Raw genomic sequence first — 24,065 nt, 5'->3', positions numbered from 1 at the left:
AAAGAAAGCATATTTATCATACAGAAATGTAAGAGAAAATTCCACACTTAATGAAGTGGATTATTCTGTAAACCTTAATTCCACTTTTTCTCATCATTGTGGAATTAACTTTTTCACTTCACGAATAGCAATTTAATTCCTATAAAAAAATTGTAGAATTACTATTTTCCAAAAAAAATGGTATAATTAAAGTAATTTATACAAGCCAGGATGGGGTCTCCATAATTTTGAATGTGAGGCGATAGTATGGAGCATAAAATAAATCAATTCTTAGTTGATTCTACATTGATTTTTGAATCTTTATCGAGTAATAGTGATGACTATATCTATATTTGGGACTATCAGAATGGAAATTACATCACATCCGATAATTTAGCACAAGACTTTACGATAGCTTCGCAAGGAGCTAATTTTGTTAATGTTTGGCAAGCGTTTGTGCATGAACAAGATTTAAAACGTATTAGGAAATCTATCCAATTGGCAGTGGAACAACATAAGAAAAAAATTGTTCTTGAGTATCAAGTAACCAATGCAAAAGGTGAAAACTTATGGTTGAGTGATAAAGCTACCATTCGTTACAATGATACTACGGGAATACCCGATATTATCATCGGAGTTATGCATAATCTTCTGTATGATGGAACGGTAGATTTTATTACTGGATTGTTAATGCATGCAAAATGTAAAGAGATCTTCGATGTGTTAAAAAGAAATCGTTTAGTTAAAGATGTTTGTGCAATGTTAATTGGCATTGATGAATTCGCAAGTATCAATACGTTACATGACCATAATTTTGGTGACTTAGTATTACGAAAGACAGCACAAGATTTCTTGAATCTTCTTTATGATGGATGCACCATGTATCGATACGATGGAGATCAATTTTTAATAGTGTCTGATAAATGTAGCAAAAAAGAATTAATGGAGTTATATGAACGATTAAAAGCATATACTGTGAAATCTCATCGCATAGAAGGGGTATCTTATCGTTTTAGTATTTCTGCTGGTATTGCCAGTTATCCTCAAGATGCAACGGACTGGGTAAGTTTAGAAAAAGCAGTATCCATTGCGTTGAAAAATGCAAAAGAATCTGGGAAAAACCAATGCGCTGAATTTTCAAGTGAAGTGTTTGAGGAAGCATTATATGAACAAAGTTTAACTCGATATTTAGCAGATAGTGTGGAACATGATTTTATGAACTTTCATGTTGTATATCAACCTATTTGCCATACTCGTAGCTTAAGAATTAAGGGTGCAGAAATCCTTTTACGATATAAAACTCCAAATGGAGAAGCTGTATTTCCAGATAGTTTTATACCACTTTTGGAACAATCAAGACTGATTATTCCTGTGGGGTTGTGGGTTTTGGAACAAGCAATTCGTACTGCTAAGAAATGGTTGGAGTATATCGATGACTTCGTGATGAATGTAAATGTATCTTACATTCAATTTCGTGAAACCACCTTTTGCGATCATCTTGAACGATTGTTAAAAGAGTACGACTTAGATGCGTCTCATATCACTTTAGAATTAACTGAGAGTTATTTTATAAGTGATGCAGAGCGAATTTCAGCTTCCATGAGACGACTTCGTAAACTGCGTGTAAAAATAGCGATGGATGATTTTGGGACAGGGTATTCCTCCTTAGCTAGACTTTCTGAATTCAATGTTGATGTAGTAAAAATAGATCGCTCATTTGTACAATCTTTACATAAGAGTAAATATAATCATGACTTCGTAGACTCTGTTGTTCGTCTTTGCCATAATGTTGGGATGAAAGTTTGTGTAGAGGGTGTAGAAACAAAGAATGAACAAGAAATTATCTATGTCTTAAATGCAGATTTTGTGCAAGGATATTATGTGTCAAGACCGATTTTAGAGGATGATTTCTTCGAATCCTTTATTAGCAATCCTCATGTCAATGACTCTCTTGTTGTTCTTCCAAATACGCAACTTCAACGTGATCAACTTGTCAGTGACAATGATGTTTTGACAGCTATGCTAGATGCGACTCCTTTGGGTCTTAATTTCTGGAATCGTGATCTAGAAATTATAGCTTGTAACGCCGAAATCATGAATTTATTTAATGCTGAGGATTTAAAGGATGTACAAAGTAATTTTGATTCCTTCTCGCCAGAATATCAACCAGATGGAAAACTTAGCAAAGTTAAAGTAAAAGAAGTTATAGAAGCCGCCTTTGATGGTGAAGAAGTGCATACCTATTGGGAACATTGCAATTGTAATAAAGAATTTGTACCAACAGAAGTTACAGCAGTACGTATTCCTTATATGGATGATTATATTGTCGCAAGCTATACTCGTGATATGAGGTCACAACGTATTATGGAAGAGAAAATTGAACAATTTAATGCTCGTTTAAAAGCCATTCTAGACTCCAATCCATTATGTTTAAATCTATGGAATAAGAATTTTCAGAATATTATGTGTAATAGTGCTGCAGTTGAACTATTTGGTCTAAAAGATCAAAGGCAATATTTAGAGCGATTTTTTGAGCTTTCTCCAACATATCAACCCAATGGAGTTCTAAGTAGTGATTTAGCTATTGTATATATCACAAAAGCATTTGAAACTGGCTATTGTAAGTTTGAATGGATGCATTGTACAACAGATGGAGAAGAAATTCCATCAGAAATCACCTTAGTAAAAATCGAGGGATTGGATGAATTTGGTAATGAATTAGTTGCTGGTTATACCCGTGATTTACGTGAACAAATTAGAATGGAAGAAAAAATAGAGAAATTCAATACTCGATTAGAGGCAATCCTAGATTCCAGTCCGTTATGTTTGAATCTTTGGAATCGTAAATTTAAAAACATTATGTGTAACAAGGCGGCAGTTTCTTTATTTGATTTAAGTGAACCACAAGAATATTTAGATCGTTTCATTGAACTTTCCCCTAAGTATCAACCCGACGGTACACTTAGTAGTGAGAAATCCTATATGCACATTATTAAGGCCTTTGAAGAAGGGGTGGATCAATTTGAATGGATGCATTGTGATTTAAAGGGAAACAAAATTCCTGCGGAAATCACATTGGTAAGAATAGAAGGTTTGGATGAAGATGGAGGCGATTTAGTTGCGGGTTATACCCGTGATTTACGCACACAACTGGAAACTCAAAAATTACAGAATACTATTAGTATACGAATGAGAGCCGTATTAGACTCTTCTCCAATTGCATGTGTTCTTTGGTCTAGTGATTTTAAAATTATTGACTGTAATCAAGTGATGTTACATATGCTGGGTGTGCAGAGTACGGAAGAGCTTAGCAATGACTTTGACATATTTATGCCAAAAACACAACCAGATGGTTCTAACAGTATAAAAAAGAAGAATGCTATTTTCAATGAAATTATGCAGAAGCAAAGTATATCCTTTGAGTGGGTGTATATTGATAAAGAAAAACAGGAAGTACCATGTGAGGTTAGTATTATACGCATCACATTAGAGGAGGAAGATATTTTAGTGTCTTATAGTCGTGATTTAAGAGAGCTGCATCGCACTTTGGAGTTGAATGAGCGTTTGTCACAAATGGCTTATTATGACTTATTAACGGGTGTTACTTCACGAGCTAGATTTATGGAGCGTTTATCTTCTACTTTTCAAAAAGCAAAGGTGGATAATGAATTTGCAATTATCTTCTTTGATATTGATTACTTCAAATCGGTCAATGATACATATGGTCATGTGACAGGGGATTTAGTATTAAAACGTATTGTGAAAATGATTGAAAAAATAATTCCAAGTGATGCAGTGATTGGTCGTTATGGTGGAGATGAATTTATCATTTTGATGGAACATTTATGTAGAGATGATTTGATTAAGTTCATGAGTCGTGTCGTAAATAATATATCTCTAATTAATTTTAGACACGAGGATAAAGAGTTTACGACATCTATTAGTATGGGAGCGACTTATAATTTAGAACATGATGAAACTTATCAAACAATTTTAAATCGAGCAGATAAAGCTCTATATAAAGCAAAAGATAAGGGAAGAAATGGATATGAAATTATCTAACTAAATGAAAATAAAAGTCTACACAAGTTTTTCATGTGTAGACTTTTATTAATCATTGGATTCGTTTTTTACTGTGATATTTTTCAACATCTGTAAACCAAATATAACGACTCCACCAACTAAGAACCATAGGATAGAAAAACTATCAAAGCTTAGAGGAGCTTTTGGTACTTCTAATGTTTGTGGTCCCATTATGATAGCGTAAAAGCTACCTAACATCATACCTACAATTAAGAATACCATGATAGGACGATGCTTGTCCAAAGCCCATTTAATTAAACGTACGACGGTTACGACACCCGCTAATATACCAAGGCCAAAGACAACCAAGATTGGTAAATAAGCAAAATCAAAACCCATAAGAGATTTTACTGCAGAGATAATAGGTACATATAATCCAAAGATTAACAGTAATGTAGAACCACTGATGCCAGGTAATACCATAGCACTAATCGCAATCATTGCAGCGATAAACACATAGAAAATCAGTCCTAAATCAAGTTTTGTTAAATTCACGCCTGCTTCTTTTCCAGCTACAGGATTGAAATATGTAATCAATACCACAATACCAATACCAACAATAAAAGATAAAATAGTCTTCCAATTAAATTTCAAACTCTTCTTTTCTTCTCTTACTACGATTGGAATAGCGAATAATATAAATCCCATAAATAAAGAGCTAATTTCATAAATTCTTGTCTCAAAAATATTTGCTAGAACACTCACAGCAGCTAAAAAACCAATCACCCATCCAACGCCAAGTTTCATCAAGAACGTCAAGGCATTTATTTTTTCTTGTTTATTACCTGCCATCAATGCATCTAAAGAACCTATGAACTTATCATAAAAGCCTAAGACAAATGCAACTGTTCCTCCAGAAACCCCAGGAACACTATCTGCCAAAGCCATACAAAATCCACGAATAAAGTTAAGAATAATCATAATATACCTACCTTCCATAACAGTTTAATTATACAAGAAAACTAATAAAATCCAATATTTATTTTATAAACATTTTCTTAATTCACAAAACTATTACCTATTCAACATTTGTTCAAAAAAAGTAGACCATCTAATAAGAGGGTCCACTAGTTCTTTATATTCTTTTGTTTTATGGTAATAAATTACCAGCTGCTATGTAAATCGCATACCATTCTTCTCTTGTAAGCGTAAGGGTCTCACAAGATTTACATATTTCTTGGATACGTTTTACATTTGTAGAGCCTAAAATCACTTGCATTTTAGCTGGGTGGCGTAAGAGCCAAGCAACTGCAATCGCACTGTTACTCACTCCGTATTTTTTCGCAAGAGCATCCACACATTCATTTACTTCTGGAAATTTCTCGTTATCTAAGAATACACCTTCAAACATACCAAATTGAAATGGTGACCAGCATTGTATAGTAATATCATGAAGACGACAATAATCCAAAGTTCCATTATCTCGATCCATTGCTCGTTTATCAAAAGTATTCACGTTGATACCAGCATCAATCATTGGAGTATGCATAATACTCATCTGCATCTGATTAATTTCAATTGGGAATTTAACGGATTTCTTTAACAATTCAATTTGTAATGGGCTATGATTAGATACACCAAAATGCTTTACTTTTCCACTTTTATAAAGTTCATCGAAAGCTTCTGCCACTTCTTCTGGTTCTACCAAGGCGTCGGGACGATGAAGTAAAAGATAATCCAAGTACCCACATTGTAAACGTTTTAGGACACCATCCACACAAGATAATATGTAATCTTTTGAGAAATCATAATGATTTGTTTCGCTACGATGAATTCCACACTTGGATTGAATAATCATTTTTTCTCTTAAACCAGGATTTCTTTTTAATACCTCACCAAACATTTCCTCACATACGCCTCCACCATAGATATCTGCGTGATCAAAGAAATTAATACCTGCTTCTAAATCTTTTAAAATCAGTTCTTCCAACTGTTGGGATGTGAGTGCATTTAATCGCATACACCCTTGAATGATGGAAGGGGCTGTAACATTTGCTATTTCTACATTCTTCATAATACGTCTCCTTTTCTTATGTCTTTATTATACTTCATTTCTATATAGTAATCTAATAGAATAATTTTATTTTTATAAAATTTTTTTAATCTTTTCAAAGAATATACAATTGCGTAATTTGATATAAAAATTAGTACATTTATTCATTGTTTTGGAAATAAAATATGACTTATTTCAAGGCGTTTATAAAATTTATGTCACAAATATGTATCATTTATAATATTGATAAATCGATAAGATATATGACAAAACAGTCACAAATAACAATAAAAAAAAGAAAAAATCACATATATAAGTGATTTACATACTTCTTATGTTGTGTCATAATAGAAGAGGTTAAAATAGTGAAAGGTGATAAAGTATGGTAAAAAGGCATTTGTTAGATGAAATTGCATTTCGCTCGGAGAAATCTATCTCTGATTTTCGATTTGACGAAAATATAGTGCTTTTTAGAAAGTTTATTCAGGAAATAGACCCTAATGATTATGCGTTAGAAGAATGGAGCGAAGTAATACATTATATTTATGACGCTTCCATCAAGTTCCAAACTATGGATGAAGTATTGAAATATCTTAGGATTGATAAAAGATAAGAAGCAGTTAATGCCTTATCTTTTTTTATGCTTGCATTGAAGATTGAATAAGGACCATTTGTAAGCATGATTAAAGTATCACGATTCTCCTTTCTTATCATAGAATAAAGAGAGGTGAGCCTATGGCAATTAAAGTGTATATCGATCAAGGTCATAATCCTGGCAATATCAATGCTGGGGCAAGTGGAAATGGTGTCGTAGAATCAGAAGTGAATTATCAGGTGGGGATTTACTTGGCGGAGTATTTAAATGCAGATCCTGCATTTGTTGCACGAGTGTCTCGATTGTTTCCTGATACAGTATTAGGCAGTGATGCGTCTTCAAGTTTAAGAGAACGCGTATATCAAGCAAACTCATGGCCAGCAGATTATTTCATTAGTATTCATACAAATTCCAATGTGAATCCTGCAATTCAAGGAAGTGAAGTATATGTATATCGTGAATTCAGCCGAAGTTATGAATTTGCACAAGATGTTTTAGCGTCTATTGTAGAAATTGTTGGGACAAAAGATAATCAAGTACGTATCAATCCAAGTCTTTATGTTTTAAGAAATACAGATATGCCCGCAATCTTAGTAGAACTTGCCTATCTTAGTAATCCAAGTGATGCCATGCTTTTGTTAACGAAACAAAAAGAATTTGCATACGCTATTTATCAGGGGTTGAGAGACTATTTAGGACTCAATAATTAGAAATCGTATGGTGCGATTTCTTTTTCTTAGGTATAAGTGTGAAAATTGTGGGTATGATGCACATAGTCATTGGAAATTCTACTTAGTTTTTGTGTAAAGTTGACTGTAAAGGGTTTCAGTTTCTTTTTTAAAAAAAATAAAAAAAGAAACTAGTAAAAGCATAGGAATTTATACAAAATTACGTTATAATGAGAAGAGTAGGCTAAAGGTGAGAATATGGAAATAAAAGAATTTTTAGAAAAACATGAATTAAATACTTACGAACATATGTCAGATGTTTTAAGTGAAGGTAATTGTCCTTTCCTTGTGAAGGGATGCAGTGGGTCAGGTAAGACAACCCGCTTTTTAACACGTATCGCATACCTTCTTGAAACAAGAGCGGCAAATGAAAACAATATGCTTAATCTTGTATACGATGTGAATACAGCGCGAAGAATGAGTAAACAATTTACAGAAATGTTTGGTGATAAATTTCAACCAGTTTTTTCTGATATGTTTAGTTTTTGTTATCGCATTGTAAAATTTTATGATGAAAATAATGGGCATGCGCAACGCACGGTATACCGTGATATGGAAAAAGCAGCCAAGCGTATTTTAGAGGATAACTTTCAAGTGCGTTTGAATAAACAGGAAATTACACGTCTTTTACAAAAAGTGAACGAATGTAAGAATAAAATGCTAAGTGAAAAAGATATCGCAGCGATTGTATATGAGGGGATTGATTTTGCGGATTTTTATAATGCGTATGAAAAATTCAAAAAGAATAAAAAGATTTACGACCAAGGAGATGTCATTCACGAAGCATTACATATTTTAATGTATGATACAGAAATTGTTGAATTGTATCGTGAACGATTCCAATATTTCAATATTGATGATGCACAAGAATTATCTTATGCGTCTCATATGATTATACGTATGCTACATGCACAAAGATCTTCTTTATGTGCATTTATGGATGAAACACAAAGCATTGATATTGATAATAGTGCGGAACCACAGAATTTTGACATGTGGAAGGATTATTATGGAGAGGTTGCGGTTGTAGAATTGAATCAAAACCATCGTATGAATAAAACCATCACAAAACTTGCAGGTGAGTTTCGTTATAAAGAAAACAACAAACTTAGCAGTAGTAAGGATAGTGAATGTGATATCAAGTATAAAGGGTTTAGTGAATGGAAGAAGATGTATGATTATGCTCTTCGAACAGTAAAAGAATCTCCTGAAGAAACAGCATTCTTGTACCGGGAAGGCGCATATGCAATTCCTTTAATTGAAATCTTTAAATCGCAAGATATTCCAGTGTATTATCACTGCAATATCAAGAAATTCTTAACGAACAGAGTCGTAAAAGATTTAACAAATTTCATATCCTTATTTCATGATCCTAGAAATATGCGCGCATATTTTGAAATCCATGAAAAGATGGGATTGGATATGTCCAATCGAATTTTACTAGAAATCGATGAACGTTTAAAGAACGATGATAGTGTGGATGTATACCAAGCAATTATGGAAAGTGGCTATAAAGCTGCGGGTAGAAAAAAATTAGCTTCCAATATGGAAGACATCCGTTTTATCTCTACGCAACCAACGTTGGATATGATCCAATATGTATTAGATAAAATGAATTATACAACCTTTATGAAAGAGAACCTTATCGATATGGATGATGCAAATTTATTGTCATTTAAAGTTTTGGCTGATCGTTATCCTGATGCAGGAGAATTCTTGCAAATGTTAAAAGGATTGGTAGATATTCCAAATGATGAAGAAGCAAACATTACCATTTCTGATATCTTCTTTAGTAAAGGACAACAATATTCTAGAGTTTGCATTATAGATTGTTTTGCAAGTGTATATCCAAAACCATGTACGAATGATATACAGGTACAAGCAGAACGTAACTTGTTCTATGTGGCAATGAGTAGAGCGATGAACCAATTAGAGTTCTTTACATCAAAACATTGTTTCCAGACACGTCTTGAGATGTCACCTTTCATTTATGAATTACATGGGAAAAACCAAGACACAGCAGCTAAACCAAAGGCTAGCAATGTAGTTCGCAAGTTGAAAGAGAGTGAATTAAAACGAGGCGTTAAGATTCAACATACAACACTGGGTGTTGGAAAGATTATGAAAGTAAAAGATGGCATGATGCAAGTACACTTTGAAACAGAAGATAAAATGCTAAATGTTAAAATGTGTATTACTAACAAATTGATTGAATTGGTATAAAGTCGCAAACTACTGCGACTTTTTATTTGACATTATTATCAATGAGTTGTACTATTGTATTAGATAGATAGTACAAAAAGGAGGCGATTTCTTGAATTACACAAATACAACTCCCATTTATGTTCAAATTATGGATGACATAAAAGAGGAAATTATATTAGGAGAGTATACACCCAATATGCAAATACCACCAGTTCGAGAACTTGCCATTACTTATGAAGTGAATCCAAACACAATGCAAAGAGCACTAGCGGAATTAGAAAGAGAAGGGTATCTTTATACCATGCGTACTGCAGGACGCTTTGTAATCGATGATCCTGTGCGTATACAAGAGATGAAACAAGAATTGCTGCATCACAAAACAGATGCGTTTATAAAAGATATCAGCGTGTTTGCGATGTCTGATGAAGAACTCATCAACAAGATAAAAGAAAGGATGAAAGCCTATGCTAAACATAAAAAACGTTAGTAAATCATTTAAAGGGAAAGCAGCGTTAAAGCAACTATCAATTTGCATCGAAAAGGGGAAAATATATGGCTTAATTGGAAATAATGGGGCAGGGAAAACAACTCTTTTAAACTGTATTGCGATGCAGTGCACCATAGATGAAGGAAGCATTTTATTCCATGATCATGACGCAACTATACAAGATTTAAAACACATTGCTTATTTTATGGATCACTCTTTATTTGATGGTCATGAAAGTGTAAAAGAAGTGATCAATGAGTATGCATATTTCTTTAAAGATTTTAATAAAGAACGCATGCAAAAACTGATGGAGGAATTGCATATCGAAGAAACTTCAAAATTGAAAGATATGAGTTTGGGTACACGAAAGAAATGTGAATTGGCCTTTGTACTCGCAAGAGATGCACATCTTTATTTGTTAGATGAACCCTTTGCTAATCTTGATCCACTTGTACGTAGTGAGTTGATCAAGTTAATTGTTCGCTATAGCAGAGAAGATGCTAGTTATATCATCAGTACACATCAAATACAAGAAATAGAAACTTATATCGATGAAAGCATCCTTATAAAAGATGGTTCCCTTATTTTACAAACCAGTAATGATGTACTTCGAGAAGAATATCAATGTAGCATTTCTGAATTATTGATAAAAAAATTAGCGGAAGAATAACGAGGAGGGATACTATGTGGACACTATTGAAATATGATTTACAAAAATGTAAGAAACCTCTTTATATTATTTCCATTATCTATATTGTAGAATGTGGAATGATACTTCTATTTAGAATGGACGATAATTTAAATTCTAGTTTATTTTTCTTTGGTTCAGCGCTTTTGATTATTGTGATGGGTGTTATGTTTTTAGGATTTATTGTAATTGTTTCTAGTGCGTTTCCATCACGTTTTATGAAAGATTCCATCGTAATGCTAGCACCTATTTCAAAAAAAACAAAGGTGTTAGAGCCACTTGTCGTAGCTGTGTTGATTGCAGTTGCTGCAGTGATTATGAATTTTGTAGCTTATATATTTGGTGGGGAAGCTATTTTAAATTCTTTTGAATCGCTATACCCCAATATGTCCGCGGATGAACCTGTTCTCATGTTTGTTAACTTATTCTTATCATACTTTTCATTAGCATTCTTCTTCATCAGTGTAATCATGTTTGTTTGGAGTGTAATGAGAAAAAGAGAATTAAAAAATCCATCACATTATACGTATGCCTATTATATTGCTTTGGGTGTTGCAATTTTCTTCCCAGATGTAATGGAATATATAGGATATCCTGTGAGTGATTCTCCAATCCTCATCATTCTTATTTCTGGTATCTTATACGCAATTAGCTATTATCTGTTTGTATATACCGTTAAGAGTTGAAAGGAGAGTTGTTTATGTGGGGATTATTACAATATGATCTAAAAAAGAATAAAAAGAATCTTCTTATCACAATATCAATTTTTCTAACATTGATCCTTTGTCTTGTTATGCCAAAACTATATATTGAACATAATATAAAAAGTGCTGGAGCATTCGCTATGATGAGCTGTTTATTTTGCAGTATCTTTGGGTATATGATTATATTTAGGAAAATGTTTAGTGGACATTTTCTAAAAGATTCTATTTTGAACTATACAACCATATCGAAAAGAGTGATTATACTTGAACCTATTGTATTTATGATACTTTCTTCTATCCTCGTGTTTGTTGTAGTGTATGGCATCTTTTGGGGTTTGTTTTGGAATGTACAAGATCGAATTATGAGTGAATATGGAACGAATGCAACATCTTTTTCACAGTTCACAAGGATTGTAGCATCCGGTGGTTCTATATTGATCTTACTTTATTCAAGCTTGAGCTTATTCATATGGAATATTATGAACGTTAAAGAAGTGAAAAATGAAAGTAGAATGCAATCCCTTGATTTTCTAACCACACTTCTAAGTTGGTTGTTCATTATCTTGGTAAAGTATTTTAATCTTGATTTGGGGTTTGCATTCACAAGCTTAGTTCTTATGATTACTATATTAAATGCTATTTCTTACAGGGCGTATATGAGAAAATTTTTATTGTAAAATCATAATATTCTATTGGTACAAAACACAAGTTTTTCTGTTTTGTGGACAAGACTGATAATTTGCAAATGAACAGTGATTAAGATATAATATAACCATATTCAAGGAAAGAATAAAGGTGGTTTGAAACTATGTCAAGCTTTCCATGTACACACGCTGAGCATTTAATGAAGAAAATTTTAAAGGCGCGTTATAATGACTATGAATTGGAAAAATCATTGTCATTAGAACTTTTGACATGGGCAAATGACCATAATGATACATATAGTATAGCTTTTTCTTACGCCTATTTGGGTGATTATTACTTAACACAGGAAGCAAATGGCGAATGTGTAAATTACTTAATAAAAGCACGTAATCTTGCGCATGAACACGAGTATAATGATTTGTTGATACGTATTTATAGCTTGTTGGGATTGTATTATGAATCAATTGCTGATGAACAAAGTTCTTTGGAATATAATGTGGAGGGTTTGATTGTAAGCCACGAATTGAAGGATGAAGCAAATGAAGCTTTAATACTAAATAATATTGCGTATAGTTTACAACGTCGTGGAGGTTATAAGGAAGCTTTACAATTATATGAGAAAGCATATGAGTTGGTGCAAAAGAATGAGGAGGAAGGTCCACTTTTAGGTATTCTGCTTAATAATTTGGCAACTGCTTCAACTTTTTTGATGCAGTTGGAACAAGCAAGAAAGTATATAATGGAATGCGAAAAAGTCTGTTTTGGAACGATGTATTATGAAATGTTTCGCAGTCAAAATTGGTGTCAATACTTTGTAGCATTAAGAGATATTGAAAAAAGTATCTATTGGGCAGATTATATTATAAAGCAAGAAGTTTCTTTGCAAGATGGTAATTTTTCTTTTGATATTCATATTATTTTATTTGATTGTATGATGGAAATCAAGGAGAAAAAGTATGCGGCTGTTTTTTTATCTTTGATGAAAAAATATCATAACCCTGTTTCTTTTGATCATCAAAAACAATTAGAAATACGAAAACTTTCATTTTGTATAGAATTTGAACATGATCAAGTTCTTTTAAATGAAGCATATAAAAATTATTCGAAAAAGATATGTAAATTGAATGATATGAATAATCGAATCATAACAAAGGGCTTAAATGAAGCCATTGATTTCTTGAATGTAACCATGCAAAAAGAAGTATTAAAAGATGAATATATGCATTTGGACAAGCAGGTGAATCTTGATGAATTAACAAAGGTGTATTCGAGAAAATATCTAGACTATTTAATTCATGTATATGATGGTAAAGAAACGAGTTCGTTGGGGGTCATTATGATTGATGTGGATTGTTTAAAAGAGTTTAACGATTCTTATGGACACCTTGAAGGAGATAAAACGCTGATGCGAGTTGGTTCAATTTTGAAACGAAATGCATCAAAGGGGATTTTTCCATGTCGTTTTGGAGGCGATGAATTTATATGTCTTTGCGCAGATTGTACTGATGATGAGATTCTTCATTATGTTCATGCAATTCGCGATGATTTAGAAGAGGAACATATTCTTCACCAATACTCTAAATGTTCTGATCATGTTACCTTTTCTATAGGGTTTTGTAATGAAGAGAAAAAAGTCGGATTACATACATTATTACAAGTTGCTGATCAAGCGTTGTATAGTTCCAAATTTAAGGGAAGAAACACGTATAGTAAGGAAGAGTATAAAGAATTGTAAAATTTGGTGAATAGGAGGTGATGTTTATGGATAATATATCAAGTGGTTTACATACATATGAATTGATGGATGATATCTTGAGTGTGCGATTTAATGATTTGGCAAAACTAGAAGATCTCTGTAAACAATTGCTACATACTTCTGAAGCAAGTAAGGATGCATATGGATTGACATTTGCAAATTTATACCTTTTTGATGCATTATCATCTAGTGGACGTTTTGATGAAGCTCGTTTTTATTTGATTCGTACACAAAAGTTATGTAAAGAATACGATTTTCAGGATTTGGAGCTGATTTTTCATAACTTGGCTGGTTTATATTATCAAGATTTATTTGATGAACATGCCGCCGCAAATCATTATATGCAAGGATTAAAGTTAGTACAAAGAATACATGATCCGATTACGGAAAGTAAGCTCTATAATAATTTGGGATTGAGTTTTCGCAGAAGATATGACAATGTTCATGCGATTCAATATTTTAAAATGGCATATGAAAAGATAGAACCATTTATCGATGAAGATGTAAAAGGAACTGCTGTAAGTATGTTATGTAACATTGCAGAAGTTTCACAGGCATTGCAAAGAAAAGAAGAATCTGCAGCCGCTCTTAGAAAAGCGGAAAAACTTAACGTGCATTCACAATATTGGGAATATCACTTAGCGTATTCTTGGTGTGGTCATTATTCTATGTGTATGGAAAAGGAAACTTGTATTTCCATTGCGAAACAATTGTTGGAGGATGGACTATGTGATTTTGAGCATCCTCGTTTTTTAACTGGAGCATATTTTGAATTGTTTGATTATATGTTACATGTGGATTGCCAAGAGCTGGCTTACATTTTTTTGCAGTTATTAGAAAAAAAGGATGCCTTAACAAATTTAGGGGATCATTATAATTATTTGCTCAAAAAGACTGAATATTTTGAAAAATATGGGACGCAAGAAGAATGTAATAAAGTATATCGTGAATTTTATGCAATAAGTACGCAGGCGAATGAACATGATAATGACTTACGAGTTCAAACAATTTTGGCTAAAATAGACTTAGCAAAAGCGTTATATGAAAGTAACCATATGAAAGCAGAGAATAAGCGTCTTGAACAAGAGAGTCATATGGATGAATTAACACAAGTATATAATCGTCGCTATCTTTCAAAGTTACAAACGAAACTCATAACGAAAAATAAAAGTGTTTTATTAGGATATATTATGATTGATGTTGATTATTTCAAACAATACAATGATTTTTATGGACATTTCAAAGGTGATGAGTGTTTGTGTAGTGTTGCTAATCTTTTAAAGATATGTGCGAACGAGAAAATGCATTTATGTCGTTATGGAGGCGACGAATTCCTTGTAATATGTGAGGATTGTAGTACACAAGATATAGAAAATTATATCAGACAAATGCAAGAAAAATTAATGAACTTGTGTATTCCTCATGAACAATCAAAATGTAGTATCTGTGTGACATTGTCGATTGGCTTTGCCAATGCAAATATAACAAATGAACAACAATTACATGATTTGTTATCGCGTGCAGATCAGGCATTATACCAAGCGAAAGAAGATGGAAGAAATTGCTTCAGGAATATTTAGCAAATCATTATTGCTTGCAGTTTGAAATTTACACTAAAAAAAGTCCTCATCTAAGGACTTTTTATACTTTATTTGGTGACGCGTACGGGATTCGAACCCGTGAATGCTTGCGTGAAAGGCAAGTGAGTTAACCGTTTCTCCAACGCGCCACGATTACAATGCCGTATAATCATACCATAGCTGTATGATAAACGCAAGTATTATTTTAAATTCGTGTGTATTGTGAATTGTGTATTGTGTGGTGGTTTTATAGTTGTGAAGTTCATGAACCTACATGATTAGAAAATTAGATACACTGCATGCACTTAAGTAGCTAAAGTATGAATATTAAGAGGAAACAATTTCTTTTATGAAATGAACAGAAATAAGAGAAAATATTTCATATATGAGCTATAATAAGGAGTAGAAAAAAAGGATGATGAATATGAAAAGAATATTGTTAATTACAACCGGAGGTACGATTGCCTCAAGTGAAAGTGATGAGGGATTGATTCCTTCCTTAAGAAGCAATGATATCCTGTCGCATTTAGGAGCTACAGGAAATGATATACAAGTGGTTTGTGAAGACTTGTTGAATTTGGATAGTAGTAATATGCAACCAGAGGAATGGCAAATCATAGCTCGTAGAATTGATGAAGTACATAAGGAATATGATGGCATCGTATTAACACATGGTACGGATACTATGGCTTATACAGCAAGTGCCATTAGTTTTATGTTACATAATATTGATATTCCAGTGATCGTGACTGGTTCACAACTTCCGTTGCTTCATCCATTGAGTGATGGAGTAGATAATATTCGCATGGCTTTTGCTTCTGCGCAAGAGAATGTTCAAGGAGTATATGTTTGTTTTAATCGTAAGCTTATGTTAGGGACTAGAGCAGTAAAAGTACGTACGATGAACTTTGATGCCTTTGAAAGCGTGAATATAGAGCCTGCGGGTATTGTAGATGCAAGGGGATTGCATTTGTATGAAGAGTTACTGATTCGTAATCAAGGAACATATCAGCTCATGGATGCGATTTGTCAAGATGTGTTTTTGATGAAATTATCTCCTGGAATGAACCCAGAAATATTCGATGTATTAGCTAGTAGAAATTATAAAGGAATCGTAATAGAAGCCTTCGGTGCTGGGGGAATCAATTTTATACGAAGAGATTTGATACGTAAGTTAGAAGAGATGGCAGAACATGGAATTAGTGTTGTGGTTTGTAGTCAGTGCTTATATGAGAATAGCGATTTTTCAATCTATCAAACTGGACAAAAAGTTTTGAAACAAGGAGTTATTCAAGGATTTGATATGACAAGTGAAGCATGTTTAACAAAATTGATGTGGGCATTGGGACAAACCCAAGATCCTAAAGAAGTAAAACAGATATTCGAAACAAGCTTTGTAAATGAAATTACCATACCACATAAGGAGGCGTAAGGATGATCCTGTTTTTGGTGTTGAGTAGTTGTTCTTTTTTGTTTATCGGGATTGGTATCTATGCAATGTACAGAAAAGAACCTATGTGGTTTTATAGTGGAAGTCAGGATGAAATCCAAGAGGAAATATTTCATGATGTAAAAGAGTATAACCGTAAAAATGGATATATGTGGATATTATATGGTATCGTGTTGATGATTCCTCCTTTATGTAAAAGTCTATTTTCTATATCTTCCGTTGTATTTTTGTTATCGTATATGGGAATAATGGTATTCGGACTCATTGCGATGATGCTATATTGGAATTATCTTCATGATCAATATATAATGAAAAAATGAAGCAATTAACTGCTTCATTTTTTATATACCCTCTATTGGTTCATGGACAACATTATGATAAGGGTGCTTACTAACGGATTCCATAACCAGTGCAACTTCATTTAGAAGGGCCGTTAATAGACTTTTCTCAAACGGAGGGAGTAGTTCATTTGCCTCCATAGCAATTCCAATTACCGCAAAAACATGATCTTTCATACGTACAGAAAAATATAATCCTTTTGCAGCAGGTAGTGTACTTGTAGATACTCCTGCTTTTTTATTGTTTTTGAACACCCATTGCGCAACAGCTTGTTCATTAGGTGAAGAATATAAAAGTTCTTCTTCCTCAGTTAAGTTATCATTATAAACAATAGGGGCTTGCAATTTGTCATCCTTCACGCTATATACAATAATTGTTTTGTTTAATAAACGATGCAATTGTAGACAAGTTTCTTTTGCGACATCCGACATTGTATTTGCTAATTGTAGCTTTTGAGAAGCTTCTAAAAGAACTTCTGTACGATGTGCTTGTAAGGCAAGGGCTCTTGTTTGTTGTCTTCCTTTACGTGTTAAAGTATTTGTAATCAGTGCTACCATTAGCATAATAGCGAAGGTTACTGGATAAGATTTCGCATAGGCTTGAAAGCTAAATCTTGGAAAGGTGAAAAAGAAGTTAAAAATAAACACGATTAGAAACGATGCACTGATTCCATAAAAGCGACTTCTTGTCAGGAATGAAATTAGTAAGACCGCAAGTATATAAATCATGATAATATTTGCTTCTGTATATCCCATATGATGAAACCAAAGGCCAATGAGTGTGGTCACAATTAGAAAGGCTATTGTTATCATGGAATCCATTAAATTGAAGATAGGAGCCTTGCGATGATAATTTCCTCGTTCGTTATGTCCTTCTTTTGTATTCTTATCAGGAATGATATAAATATCGATGTCTGGAGCAAGGGAAGTTAATCGATCCACAAGCGTTGCTTTAGAGAAAAGGGAATGCTTATTGAAGGAGCGTCCTATGACAATCTTGGAGATACTTCCTATTTTGGCATACTCACTGATTTGTTCGGCGACATCTTCTCCAAAAACAGAGACAACATTCGCACCTAATTGATGAGCCAGTCGGATATTATCATCCAATAGTTTGATCTGATCATCTCCTAGTTTTTCACTATCTGGAGTTTCTACATAAATCGCCGTGAATTCCCCAAAGAAGGCTGCCGCCATTCTAGCGGCTGTACGTATCACTTTTGCATTGCTTGGAGAAGGTGATAGACAAATCATAATATGTTCTTTGGTAAATGCTTTGGTAGTGCTACTTGCAATCATATTGACACGGTCTGCACAACGACGTAAAGCAATCTCACGTAATGCGACTAAGTTATCCTTCATAAAGAAGTTTTCAAGAGCACGAGAGACTTGTGATTTCTTATATATTTTACCTTCTTCTAAACGTTTGATTAAATCATCAGGTTCAATATCAACGAGTTCCACTTGATCAGCTTGATCAAATACTTTATCAGGAATGCGTTCATTGACACGTATTCTTGTAATACTTGCGACTACATCTTGCAAGCTTTCTAAGTGTTGCACGTTTACGGTTGTATATACATCAATACCTGCGTGTAAGAGTTCTTGTATATCGCTGTAACGTTTTGGATGACGTGATGTCGCGGCATTGGTATGGGCGAGTTCATCTACCAAAATCAATTCTGGTTTTCTTTTTAATGCGGCATCTAAATCAAACTCATGTAATACAATATCCTTATAAGGAATAGCAGCCACTGGTATTTCTTCTAAGCCATCCATCATAGCGATGGTTTCTGCTCTTGCATGTTTTTCCACATAACCGATGATTACATCAACACCTTCTTTTTTCTTCTCATGTGCCGCAGCTAACATAGCATATGTTTTTCCAACTCCCGCACAATATCCAAAGAATATTTTTAGTTTTCCTTTTTTCTCTGTATTCATTTCTATATCATCCTATCTGTACGTATCCATTGTACTATAGTTTATACATTTCTTTTGATATCTTTATACTATCTTAACACAGAATCAATTGTTACTAACAGCACGTTCGCAAAGCGTTTGCTATAATGTCTACACTTTAAGATAAGGAGTGAGGTTATGCTAATGGATCTACTGATGGTCGTCCTGTTAGTTGCAGGATTTGGCAGTGTAAAATTGTTTACCGATTGGTGTGCAAAGCAGATAAAACATTAAAGGGAGGAATTCATTATGTGGATGCTTGGAATTATTGTGGTCGCGTTAGCGGCATACCTAGTGTATGCGCTGATATCACCTGAGAAGTTTTAATTTGGAAAGGGGTAACTCACTATGTTACAGATAGGAATTCTATTGTTATTATTTGTTGTTATGGTAATACCAATGGGGAAATATATGTTCCATGTGGCAGATGGACGACGTACTTTCGTTGATCCAATCTTCGATCGTGTGGAAAGAGTATTGTATAAAGTATTTCGTGTAGACACATCCAATATGGGATGGAAACGTTATGCACTAACATTATTGTTAGTGAATGCAGTTATGGTATTGGTAGGATATTTGATTCTACGTATTCAATCTATGGGATTATGGAATCCAAATGGTATTGGAAACATGGAACAATCGTTATCCTATAACACGATTATTTCGTTTATGACAAATACCAATCTTCAGCATTACTCTGGAGAATCTGGATTATCTTATATGTCACAAATGTTGGTTATCATTGTTATGATGTTCACATCAGCTGCCACTGGATTCTCTGCTTGTATGGCAATGGTTCGTGGATTTTGTGGAAAAGAGATTGGAAACTTTTACGTAGATATGACACGTTGTATCCTTCGTATATTGATTCCATTCGCATTTATTATTGCGTTGATTTTAGTATCACAGGGAGTTCCTATGACACTAGAAGGAAATATTACAGTTACAACAATTGAAGGAAAACTTCAAGATATTGCTAGAGGGCCTATTGCGGCATTAGAATCCATTAAGCACTTAGGTACGAATGGTGGAGGTTTCTTAGGAGCGAACTCTTCTACTCCGTTAGAAAATCCAACCATCATATCCAATGCGGTTGAAATGTATTCTATGATGTTGTTACCAGGTGGATGTGTGGTTGCATTTGGACATATGTTGGCAAGAAAATATGAAGAAAAAGCAACACATATCAAACAGATCTTATTCGGACCACAAGGTCGTACGATATTTATCGCCATGAGCATTTTGTTCTTGCTTTCCTTAAGTGTATGCTATTGGGCAGAATTACAAGGAAATCCTGTATTTGAACAATTAGGATTAGCGAATGTTGCTGGAAATATGGAAGGAAAAGAACTTCGTTTTGGAATTGCAAATTCTTCCTTATTTACAACTGTTACAACTGCCTTTACAACAGGTACTGTAAACAATATGCACGATACCTTAACACCACTTGGAGGAATGATTCCTTTATTACAAATGATGTTAAATGTAGTCTTTGGTGGCGCAGGCGTTGGATTGATGAATATGTTAATCTATGCAATCCTTGCGGTCTTCATCTGTGGTTTGATGATTGGACGTACACCAGAGTATCTTGGTAAGAAAATAGAAGGAAAAGAGATGAAACTTGCTGCACTAAGTATCATCATTCATCCTTTATTAATATTAGGTTTCTCCGCAATCGCTGTGGTTTGTAAAGATGGTCTAGATGGTATTACAAACGCAGGGTTCCATGGTTTAACACAAGTCTTATATGAGTTCTCATCAAGTGCCGCTAACAATGGTTCTGGATTTGAAGGATTAGCAGATAATAGTGTATTCTGGAATGTAACTTGTGGATTAGCAATGTTCTTTGGGCGCTATCTAGCTATTGTTATTCAGTTGGCGATCGCAGGAAGCTTATTGAAAAAACGTTATGTAAATGAATCTATTGGTACATTAAAGACAGATACCTTTACCTTTAGCTTCTCATTGGTAATGGTAGTACTAATTATTGCCGCATTGACCTTCTTGCCAGCACTTGCATTAGGTCCAATTGCAGAACATCTCACTTTGTGGATGTAGAGGGGAGATACGTAAGATGAGTAAGAAAGATAAACAGACAAAATTTATTACGAAAGATATCTTAAAATCTTCGCTGATAGGATCTGTTAAGAAATTGAATCCAAAATATATGATGAAAAATCCAGTAATGTTTGTAGTAGAAGTTGGATTCTTCATAGCATTGTTATTAGTGCTTTTTCCAAATTTATTTGGTGACAGCGGAGAAAACCTTCGTATATATAACGCAATTGTTTCTGTTATATTATTTATCACTGTGTTATTCGCAAACTTTGCAGAATCTGTTGCAGAGGGAAGAGGAAAAGCACAGGCTGAATCTTTAAAGAAAACAAAAAAAGATACGATGGCAAGAGTACTTGATGAAGAAGGAAATGAAACAATGATTTCCTCTATGCAATTAAAAAAGGGAGATATCGTATTGGTGAAGATGGGGGAGCTGATTCCCAATGATGGTGAAATCATTGAGGGAATTGCATCCATTGATGAATCTGCTATCACGGGAGAATCTGCACCAGTATTAAAAGAAAGTGGTGGAGACTTTGCAAGTGTAACAGGTGGAACACTTGTGGTATCCGATTGGATTAAAGTCGAAATTACAAGTGAACCTGGACAATCCTTCTTAGATAAAATGATTGCTTTGGTGGAAGGGGCATCACGCTCTAAAACGCCAAATGAAATTGCATTAAATATCTTATTGATTTCGTTAACATTAATCTTCTTATTGGTTATTGTAACGTTATACCCAATGGCTCGTTACACGGGAGTATCCATTGCGATCTCTACCTTGATTGCCTTAATGGTATGTTTGATTCCAACTACAATTGGTGGGTTGTTAAGCGCAATTGGTATTGCAGGTATGGATCGTGTTACACGTTTTAATGTCATCGCTATGTCTGGAAAAGCAGTAGAAGCTTGTGGTGATGTGGATACTATGATTCTAGATAAAACAGGAACAATTACATTTGGAAATCGTTTAGCATCAAAATTTATTCCAGTAGAAGGTATAAAAGAAAGCGATGTTACTTACTATGCAGCATTGAGTTCTTTACATGATGATACACCAGAAGGTAAATCCATTATCGAATTAGCCCGACAAGGTGGAATTACATTAAATAAAGAAGATTTCATGAATGCCGATTTTATAGAATTTAGCGCACAAACGAGAATGAGCGGAATGGACATGAAGGATGGAAAAGAAATTATCCGTAAAGGTGCCAGTGATGCGATTATTCGTTACGTTGAAAAACAAGGTGGCGTGATTCCAAAAGATTTAGAAGAAAAAGTAAATGAAGTTAGTAAACTTGGTGGTACACCACTTGTTGTATGTGCAAATAATGTAATATATGGTGTCATTTATTTAAAAGATACTGTAAAACCAGGATTAGTAGATCGATTTGCACGTTTACGTGAGATTGGTATCAAAACTATTATGTGTACAGGAGATAACCCTTTAACCGCCGCAACGATTGCTGCAGAAGCGGGTGTGGATGGATACATTGCAGAATGTAAACCAGAAGATAAAATTGATGTTATCAAAAAGGAACAAGCCAAAGGTAAGATTGTTGCGATGACAGGAGATGGGACAAACGATGCTCCAGCTCTTGCACAAGCCGATGTAGGTTTGGCTATGAATTCTGGAACAACTTCTGCGAAAGAAGCTGCGAACATGGTAGATTTAGATAGCGATCCTACAAAGATTCTAGAAGTTGTAGAAATTGGTAAGCAACTCTTGATTACACGTGGATCTTTAACTACTTTCTCTATCGCGAATGATATCGCAAAATACTTTGCAATCATTCCAGCCATGTTTACCATTGCCATTCCACAGATGAATGTGTTAAATGTAATGCATTTATCTACTCCATATAGTGCAATTATATCTGCATTGATCTTCAATGCGATCATCATTCCTTGCCTCATTCCACTTGCTATGCGTGGTGTAAAATATAAACCAATGAGTGCAAGTAAGATGTTAGGTAGAAATATGTTAATTTATGGTTTAGGTGGAATTGTAACTCCATTTATAGCAATCAAAATTATTGATATGATCATCACGCCATGTATGGCGATGTTGGGATTCTAGGAGGCATTTATGAAACGTTATATAAAAAGTATAAGAACAGCGCTTCTGTTCTCCATAGGTATGTTGGTGATTTGTGGAGTTTTGTATCCACTTGCATTAACAGGTGTATCTCAAGTATTCTTTAAGGACAAAGCCAATGGATCCCTTATAGAAATTAATGGAAAAGTAGTTGGTTCAAAAATTGTTGGTCAAAAATTTGAAGATGAGAAGTTCTTCAAAGGAAGACCAAGTGCCGTAAACTACAATACGTATACAGAGGGAGAAAAAGAAAATGGGGATTATGGTGGAGTAGCAAGTGGTTCAAATAACTATGCTCCTAGCAATCCTGATTTAAAGGCACGTATGGAAGCAGATATCCAAAGTTTCTTGGATGCCAATCCAAGTGTAGAACGTTCTTCAATCCCTGAAGATTTAGTAACTGCATCAGGTTCTGGATTAGATCCACATATCTCTGTGGAAGCCGCAAAAGTGCAAGTAGCTGCAATTGCGAAAGCAAGTGGTTTATCACAAGAGGACTTGAACAAAATCATTGAAAATAACACAACAGATAAAGTTGCTGGAGTTTTTGGAGAAGTTACGGTTAATGTATTACAGTGTAATTTAGATATCGCCAAAAAATTGAACTTGATTTAATGATGATCAGAGTGAACAAAGTGCGTTCACTCTGGTTTTAGGAATTTTAAAATTCATCTCGTATATGTAAAGTGTAAGAACAAAAAAGGAAATGATATATA

19 protein-coding genes and 1 tRNA gene are annotated in these 24,065 nt (G+C 34.0%); 16 read left to right on the top strand and 4 right to left on the bottom strand.

The annotated features are described in order from the left end of the window. Positions 1-246 precede the first annotated feature (246 nt). On the top strand, positions 247-4,041 hold the full coding sequence (locus ACWG0P_RS12745) for an EAL domain-containing protein (protein ID WP_455802035.1): 3,795 nt from the start codon (positions 247-249) through the stop codon (positions 4,039-4,041). A gap of 48 nt (positions 4,042-4,089) precedes the next feature. On the opposite strand, the gene ACWG0P_RS12740 is transcribed toward ACWG0P_RS12745, so the two are convergent. Together ACWG0P_RS12740 and ACWG0P_RS12735 are read right to left on the bottom strand one after the other, a co-directional pair. Further along, the gene (locus tag ACWG0P_RS12740; protein WP_455802034.1) at positions 4,090-4,983 is read right to left on the bottom strand and encodes a DUF368 domain-containing protein; all 894 of its coding nucleotides are present in this window, start codon (positions 4,981-4,983) and stop codon (positions 4,090-4,092) included. Between the two features lie 169 nt (positions 4,984-5,152). Then, the gene (locus ACWG0P_RS12735) at positions 5,153-6,076 is read right to left on the bottom strand and encodes an aldo/keto reductase (RefSeq protein WP_455802033.1); all 924 of its coding nucleotides are present in this window, start codon (positions 6,074-6,076) and stop codon (positions 5,153-5,155) included. A gap of 361 nt (positions 6,077-6,437) precedes the next feature. Here ACWG0P_RS12735 and ACWG0P_RS12730 point away from each other — a divergent pair, with 361 nt between their 5' ends. The 9 genes from ACWG0P_RS12730 to ACWG0P_RS12690 all read left to right on the top strand — a co-directional run bounded on the left by ACWG0P_RS12730 (position 6,438) and on the right by ACWG0P_RS12690 (position 15,443). Further along, positions 6,438-6,668, top strand: coding sequence for a hypothetical protein (locus tag ACWG0P_RS12730; RefSeq protein WP_455802032.1), 231 nt, complete (start codon positions 6,438-6,440; stop codon positions 6,666-6,668). Between the two features lie 122 nt (positions 6,669-6,790). Then, on the top strand, positions 6,791-7,360 hold the full coding sequence (locus ACWG0P_RS12725) for an N-acetylmuramoyl-L-alanine amidase family protein (protein WP_455802031.1): 570 nt from the start codon (positions 6,791-6,793) through the stop codon (positions 7,358-7,360). A 216-nt stretch (positions 7,361-7,576) separates the two neighbouring features. Continuing rightward, positions 7,577-9,601 (top strand): UvrD-helicase domain-containing protein, encoded by a 2,025-nt coding sequence (locus tag ACWG0P_RS12720; protein WP_455802030.1) that lies wholly within the window; start codon positions 7,577-7,579, stop codon positions 9,599-9,601. Between the two features lie 91 nt (positions 9,602-9,692). After that, positions 9,693-10,070, top strand: coding sequence for a GntR family transcriptional regulator (locus ACWG0P_RS12715; protein ID WP_455802029.1), 378 nt, complete (start codon positions 9,693-9,695; stop codon positions 10,068-10,070). Continuing rightward, entirely contained in the window at positions 10,048-10,740 is a 693-nt protein-coding gene (locus ACWG0P_RS12710; protein WP_455802028.1) for an ATP-binding cassette domain-containing protein, read from the top strand. The genes ACWG0P_RS12715 and ACWG0P_RS12710 overlap by 23 nt, the downstream gene beginning before the upstream one ends. Positions 10,741-10,754: 14 nt before the next feature. Then, entirely contained in the window at positions 10,755-11,444 is a 690-nt protein-coding gene (locus ACWG0P_RS12705; protein WP_455802027.1) for a hypothetical protein, read from the top strand. A 14-nt stretch (positions 11,445-11,458) separates the two neighbouring features. Continuing rightward, positions 11,459-12,139 carry a hypothetical protein gene (locus ACWG0P_RS12700; protein WP_455802026.1) on the top strand — a complete coding sequence of 227 codons (681 nt, stop codon included), beginning with the start codon at positions 11,459-11,461 and terminating at the stop codon, positions 12,137-12,139. Positions 12,140-12,270: 131 nt separating this feature from the next. Then, the gene (locus tag ACWG0P_RS12695; protein WP_455802025.1) at positions 12,271-13,842 is read left to right on the top strand and encodes a tetratricopeptide repeat-containing diguanylate cyclase; all 1,572 of its coding nucleotides are present in this window, start codon (positions 12,271-12,273) and stop codon (positions 13,840-13,842) included. Between the two features lie 26 nt (positions 13,843-13,868). Further along, on the top strand, positions 13,869-15,443 hold the full coding sequence (locus ACWG0P_RS12690; protein ID WP_455802024.1) for a diguanylate cyclase domain-containing protein: 1,575 nt from the start codon (positions 13,869-13,871) through the stop codon (positions 15,441-15,443). A 73-nt stretch (positions 15,444-15,516) separates the two neighbouring features. Here ACWG0P_RS12690 and ACWG0P_RS12685 read toward each other — a convergent pair. Continuing rightward, positions 15,517-15,592 (bottom strand) — tRNA-Glu (locus ACWG0P_RS12685). A gap of 275 nt (positions 15,593-15,867) precedes the next feature. Here ACWG0P_RS12685 and ACWG0P_RS12680 point away from each other — a divergent pair. Together ACWG0P_RS12680 and ACWG0P_RS12675 are read left to right on the top strand one after the other, a co-directional pair. After that, the gene (locus ACWG0P_RS12680) at positions 15,868-16,875 is read left to right on the top strand and encodes an asparaginase (protein WP_455802023.1); all 1,008 of its coding nucleotides are present in this window, start codon (positions 15,868-15,870) and stop codon (positions 16,873-16,875) included. Positions 16,876-16,877: 2 nt separating this feature from the next. Next, positions 16,878-17,213 (top strand): hypothetical protein, encoded by a 336-nt coding sequence (locus ACWG0P_RS12675; protein WP_455802022.1) that lies wholly within the window; start codon positions 16,878-16,880, stop codon positions 17,211-17,213. A gap of 21 nt (positions 17,214-17,234) precedes the next feature. On the opposite strand, the gene ACWG0P_RS12670 is transcribed toward ACWG0P_RS12675, so the two are convergent. After that, positions 17,235-19,175: a DUF4118 domain-containing protein gene (locus tag ACWG0P_RS12670; protein WP_455802021.1), complete on the bottom strand. Its 1,941-nt coding sequence runs from the start codon at positions 19,173-19,175 to the stop codon at positions 17,235-17,237. Between the two features lie 267 nt (positions 19,176-19,442). Here ACWG0P_RS12670 and kdpF point away from each other — a divergent pair, with 267 nt between their 5' ends. From kdpF to ACWG0P_RS12650, 4 genes are read left to right on the top strand one after another with little or no spacing between them, the layout of a single operon-like run. Continuing rightward, positions 19,443-19,520, top strand: a complete 78-nt coding sequence (gene kdpF / locus ACWG0P_RS12665; protein ID WP_455802036.1) for a K(+)-transporting ATPase subunit F — start codon at positions 19,443-19,445, stop codon at positions 19,518-19,520. A 21-nt stretch (positions 19,521-19,541) separates the two neighbouring features. Beyond that, on the top strand, positions 19,542-21,251 hold the full coding sequence (kdpA, locus tag ACWG0P_RS12660) for a potassium-transporting ATPase subunit KdpA (RefSeq protein ID WP_455793177.1): 1,710 nt from the start codon (positions 19,542-19,544) through the stop codon (positions 21,249-21,251). Between the two features lie 16 nt (positions 21,252-21,267). Further along, positions 21,268-23,331 carry a potassium-transporting ATPase subunit KdpB gene (kdpB, locus tag ACWG0P_RS12655; RefSeq protein WP_455802020.1) on the top strand — a complete coding sequence of 688 codons (2,064 nt, stop codon included), beginning with the start codon at positions 21,268-21,270 and terminating at the stop codon, positions 23,329-23,331. 9 nt (positions 23,332-23,340) lie between these two features. After that, positions 23,341-23,964, top strand: a complete 624-nt coding sequence (locus ACWG0P_RS12650) for a K(+)-transporting ATPase subunit C (protein ID WP_455802019.1) — start codon at positions 23,341-23,343, stop codon at positions 23,962-23,964. Positions 23,965-24,065 lie beyond the last annotated feature (101 nt).

It is taken from the genome of Amedibacillus sp. YH-ame6 (genome assembly GCF_053848845.1).
Note: the sequence above shows the minus strand (reverse complement) of the source record. Positions and strands in the feature narration are given on the sequence as shown.